Source organism: Streptomyces sp. NPDC032472 (genome assembly GCF_040636955.1).
In the GTDB taxonomy this organism is placed as follows: Bacteria; Actinomycetota; Actinomycetes; order Streptomycetales; family Streptomycetaceae; genus Streptomyces.
Map to the genome: position 1 here is coordinate 1 of NZ_JBEZVK010000161.1, position 5,053 is coordinate 5,053.

Consider the following 5,053-nt stretch of genomic DNA (forward strand, 5'->3'; position numbering starts at 1 on the left):
CACAGGTTGGAAAAGGCTCACGGACCACGGTCTCCGCCTCGACCTCGCCGAGCGCGTGTTCATCAACCAGAACTGCACGTTCCTGGACTACGCCGGTATCCGGCTCGGCGGGCGCGTGATGGTCGGCCCGAAGGTCACGTTCATCACCAGCGGCCACCCGGTCGATCCCGAGGAGCGGCGGCTGTACCTCACCGGCGCGCCCATCGACGTTGCAGAGAACGTGTGGATCGGTGCCGGTGCCACGATCCTGCCCGGCGTCAGCATCGGCCGTGATGCCGTGATCGCCGCCGGCGCGGTCGTGGCCGATGACGTTCCACCGGCAAGCCTGGTGACCGGCACCAAAGCAACCGTGCACCGACGGTGGTGACGACCTCTCCGAAGCCCCACCAACCGCAGATCCTGGGATGAAACAACGAGACGAAGCGCCCCGTTAAGGTACGATCTGCGACCTGATGCCCGTTTTCAGGTGAGGTCGGGGCAGGGCTGCTGGTCGCGGGGCTTCGGTCGGCTACTGCTTCTTGGTGAAGCGGCCGGTGTCGACCTCGGCGAGGACGTCGAGCTTGACGAGGCGTTTCGGCTTGGCGCGTCCAGCAAGGCGATGCCCGCGGCGTTGTCGTACGTGCCGACACACACAGCGGTGTCTCATGGACCGCCCGGGTGAATGTACTGCCGACAGGGTCTTTGAGATCTCGGCTCGGCCAGGTAGCCGGTCATACTGCACGAATGTCCGCACAGGAGAAAATTCCCCCGCTTATCCACCAGACATGGAAAGATACGGACCTACCTCAGGAATGGCAGAAGTGGTCTGATTCCTGGCGACTGCACCACCCCGACTGGGGGTATCGATTGTGGACCGACGCGGACAATCGCGCATTCCTCCAGGAGCACTATCCGTGGTTCCTGCCGGTCTACGACGGCTACCCCGAAGCGATCATGCGCGCCGACGCGATTCGCTATTTCCTGCTCGACCATTTCGGCGGGCTGTATGTGGATCTGGACTTCGAGTGTCTCAGCCCGGTCTCCGGAATCCTTGACGGGCGCGAGCTTGTCCTCGGATGCGAGCCCGAGGCACACACCCAGCTTCTTCTGGCCCGCCAGCGCGGATTCGGCCGCATCGTCGGCAACGCGTTCATGGCGTCACGGCCAGGCCACCCCTTCTGGGCCCATGTCCACCGCCAACTGGTCAGTGCCCACAAGCTGCCCAGCACTCTGGACGCGACAGGCCCGTTCTTCCTCACCAGAGCGATCGACAGCACCCCGGAGACTGACTCGATCACGGTTCTCGGCCCGGAGGTCCTGTACCCCAAGGTGAGTCCGTACGCGACAGAGCTGTTCGGCCCGCAGGAAGCCGACTACGACCGCGCGTACGCCGTGCACCACTGGTCGGACAGTTGGGCGTGCGACACCTCCGGGACGCCGCGGATCTCGGCCGGCAAGCGGTTTCCGTTCTGGGCGAGCCAGGAGCTGCAACCGCTCGCCGACGGTGCGCTCAGCCTCGACGCGCAGCGTCGCCGCTGGGCCTCGGGCGCGCCCGCGCCGACGGTGTCATGCCTGATGGTGACCAAGGACCGCTTGGCGACGGCGCGACGGGCGATCACGTGCTTCCGTAACCAGACCTACCGGAACCTCGAGCTGGTTGTCGTGGAGGACGGCACGGGGGACGCCCTCGAGCAGCACATCCGCGACCTGGGCGACTCCCGGATCCGCTATCACCGGCTTCCCCCGGAGGGGCGGCCGCTGGGCGAACTGCGCAATGAGGCGGTGGACCGGGCCACCGGGCCCTACGTATGCCAGTGGGACGACGACGACCTTTATGACCCGGAGCGGGTCGAGACGCAGATGGCGGCGATTCTCGCGCTCGGCGCCGACGCGTGCTTCCTCGCCCGAGAACAACTGTGGTGGCCCGCCCGCCGCAAGCTCGCGGTCTCCTGCGCACGGGTCTGGGAGGGGTCGATGGTGTGTGCGAAGGACCGGCTCCCGCGCTACCCGGCGCAACGCCGGGGCGAGGACACCCCAGTAGCGGAAGAGGTGGTCCGGACCTGTCGGGTCGTATCGGTTGACGCGCCCGAGCTGTACACGTATGTGTGCCACGGGAGCAATACGTTCAACGAGTCCCATTTCGCGGAGCACTTCGACGTGGCGACCGAGATCTGGGCCGAACCCGGTGCCTACGCGGAGCGGTTGCTGGCCATGGCGACTCGGCTGCCGATCGAGCCCGGGGACATCGCCCCTGCGGAGGCCGGCACCCCCACCGCCCGAACCTCCGAGCGGACTCGACGGCCGGCCGTCGAGTCCGCGACGGCCCCGGCGAGTGAGCGACCCCTCGTGCTGGTGCTCACCCCGCTCAAGGACGCGGCCGCGTTCCTGCCCGGCTACCTGGACAGCCTTCGCAGGCTGGACTACCCGCGCGAGGCCATCTCGTTGGGTCTACTGGAGGGCGACAGCCGGGACACGACACCGGAACTGCTCCAGCAGGTCCTGCCCGAACTTGAGGCGGAGTACCGGCGGGTCACCCTCGTACGCCGCGACTTCGGCCTCCAGTTGACCGGACCCCGTTGGGAGCCCGCCATCCAGCGCCGACGCCGGTCGGTGCTGGCCAAGGCGCGAAACCATCTGCTCTCCCGGGCCCTCGTCGACGAGGAGTGGGTGCTGTGGCTCGACGTCGACGTCACCGGCTACCCGGCCGACCTGGTCCAGCGTCTGCTCGGGGCCCGCAAGGACATCGTCGTCCCGCACTGTGCCACCACGCCCGGTGGGCCTACGTACGATCTCAACACCTTCGTCCTTCACCCGAGGGCCGGCACGCTCAACTGGTCCCAATGGCTGCGTGACGGCATCCTTCAGCCCCCCAGGGGCTTCGGCCGGACGTACCTCGAGGAGTTGCGCGGGCGAGGACTCCTGCGCGTCGACTCGGTCGGCGGCACCACATTGCTGGTACGCGCCGACCTTCATCGTGACGGCCTGATCTTCCCGCCCTTCCCGTACCAGCACCTGATCGAGACCGAAGGGTTCGCAGCGATGGCCCGGGACATGGGCAGCGCCTGCTGGGCGCTGACCGACCTGGAAGTGCTGCATCCGCATCACGCCCAGGCGCCTGTGGCCACCGAGGCCGTCTCGGTGTCCTGATCCGGGGCCACAGGGCCGTCGGCACGGCCTGTACGCCTACCAGCGCCCCCTCGCAGAGAGTGCCCGTTTTGACACGGTTGGTAGGCAATCTTACGGTGGCCCTACTGCCCTGCCGTGGAGTTCACCGGCTCCCAGGGCAGTTCCCCCCACCCACAACAGAAAGGCGCCACCGTGAAAGCGCGCGCCATCACTTCCCTAGCCCTTCCTGCCGCACTGGCCACCGCCGGACTGCTCAGCACCGCGGAGGCGGCGTACGCCTCCCTCGGTCCGAACACGACGGTCTCGGCGAAGTACGGGCAGCAGATCCAGCCGCTGGGTGACGTCACCCTCACCCCGGGGGCGGAACACCCCTGCCCCCCGTTCGCCAACGTCACGATCACGGACTACGGGCACTGCTGCACGCCCGTCGGCAACATCACGATCCCGGACTACGGGCACTGCTGCACGCCCGTCGGCAACATCACGATCCCGGACTACGGGCACTGCCGCGAGCACGACCACGACGAGCACGGGCCTCACAGGCCCGACCACAGGCCCGACCACTGGCCCGACTACGGGTCGCTGGAGCGCCAGAGCTAGCACGTGGTTCAGCAGGTCTGCTCCGGCGTGACCCCGGAACGGGGCGGGGGGGGCCACGCCGGGCCTGTTCGAGCGCGACCACCCATCACCCGGTTCTCCTTCCTTCCCGCTCCCGTTCCGAAGCAAAGGACGGCGCATGCCCCACAGTTCCGACCCCGTGGTCTCGGTGGTCATCCCGTGTCATGACTACGGCCGCTATCTGCCCGAGGCGGTGTCCAGCGTCATTTCACAGACGTTCCGCGACTGGGAGATCGTCATCGTCGACGACGGCAGTACCGACAACAGCGTCGACGTGGCCGAGGCCCTCATCGCCCACCACCCCGACCGGCGCATCAGGCTGCTCCAGCAGGCCAATGCCGGGGTCTCCGCCGCGCGCAACACGGGGATCGAGGCCAGCGCCGGCCGGTACATCCTTCCGCTGGACGCCGACGACGTGATCGCGGCCACGATGCTGGAGAAGACCGTCGCGGTACTGGACAGCGACCCCGGGGTCGCCATCGCCTCAACCGATGTGTTCGCCTTCACCGACGACGATCTGCCTCCGCAGGCGATGCCCTTCCCCGCCTACAGCAGAGAACTGCTGCTCCAACGGCTCATCATGTTCTACTGCTCGCTGTTCCGCCGTGAGGCATGGCAGACCGTGGGCGGGTACAACGAGGGAATGCGGGCCGGGGAAGACTGGGACTTCTGGATCGGCTGCGTCGAGCACGGTTTCGATGCTCACCACATCCATGAGCCGCTGTTCGGGGCGCGCAACAAGGACACAGGACTGCACGTGGAAGCCGCCGAGAACGACCTGGCGATCCGGGCGCGGATCGTGGCCAACCACCCGGGCCTGTTCAAACCGATCACCCGTAACTGGGCACAGGCCGTGCTCAGCCAGGACGCGGAGGCCTGCTTGCGGGACGATCATGTGCCGGACGACATCCTCACCCGGGCAGCCGAGATGGACCAGTTCCTCACTGCGGTCATGGCCCTGCAGCGCACAGCGCGGGTGCAGTACTACCACATCAAGCGACTGGAGCAGTCGCTGGCCGCTCACAACGGCACCGTCGGCCCGCCCACCCGGGAGAAGGGCCCCACCCAGACGGCTCCCGCCATTTGACAGGTGTAGGAGCTCCCGCTTCATCGTTTGGCGTGTTGAGAAAACGAGCCGCCGAGATCGCGGGCCATCTGGTTGACCTGGTTGGTGTCGCGTAGGCCGAGTACGTGGGCGACTCCTGCCGCGTACAACACCCTCTACTTTGTCTGTACCGAGCGCGTGATGCGCTCTACCAATTGCCTCTTACTCATAGCGGACCTCCATGGAAGATCAACCATTCTGGCAATGAGCCTTTTCCAACCTGTC

The 5,053-nt window shown here is 67.0% G+C and carries 5 protein-coding genes; 4 read left to right on the forward strand and 1 reads right to left on the reverse strand.

Features of this window, described 5'->3' with window-relative positions:
• Positions 1 to 367 (forward strand): DapH/DapD/GlmU-related protein (locus AB0F11_RS37460; protein WP_362184188.1); only part of this gene is annotated, 367 nt, incomplete at its 5' end.
• Positions 368 to 508: 141 nt separating this feature from the next.
• Here AB0F11_RS37460 and AB0F11_RS37465 read toward each other — a convergent pair.
• Complete coding sequence (locus tag AB0F11_RS37465) at positions 509 to 646, reverse strand: hypothetical protein (protein WP_362184190.1); 138 nt, start codon at positions 644 to 646, stop codon at positions 509 to 511.
• 77 nt (positions 647 to 723) lie between these two features.
• On the opposite strand from AB0F11_RS37465, the gene AB0F11_RS37470 reads away from it, so the two are divergent.
• The 3 genes from AB0F11_RS37470 to AB0F11_RS37480 all read left to right on the forward strand — a co-directional run bounded on the left by AB0F11_RS37470 (position 724) and on the right by AB0F11_RS37480 (position 4,810).
• Positions 724 to 3,126, forward strand: a complete 2,403-nt coding sequence (locus tag AB0F11_RS37470; protein ID WP_362184193.1) for a glycosyltransferase — start codon at positions 724 to 726, stop codon at positions 3,124 to 3,126.
• Between the two features lie 171 nt (positions 3,127 to 3,297).
• The gene (locus AB0F11_RS37475) at positions 3,298 to 3,705 is read left to right on the forward strand and encodes a hypothetical protein (protein ID WP_362184196.1); all 408 of its coding nucleotides are present in this window, start codon (positions 3,298 to 3,300) and stop codon (positions 3,703 to 3,705) included.
• A gap of 136 nt (positions 3,706 to 3,841) precedes the next feature.
• Positions 3,842 to 4,810, forward strand: coding sequence for a glycosyltransferase family A protein (locus AB0F11_RS37480; RefSeq protein ID WP_362184199.1), 969 nt, complete (start codon positions 3,842 to 3,844; stop codon positions 4,808 to 4,810).
• Positions 4,811 to 5,053 lie beyond the last annotated feature (243 nt).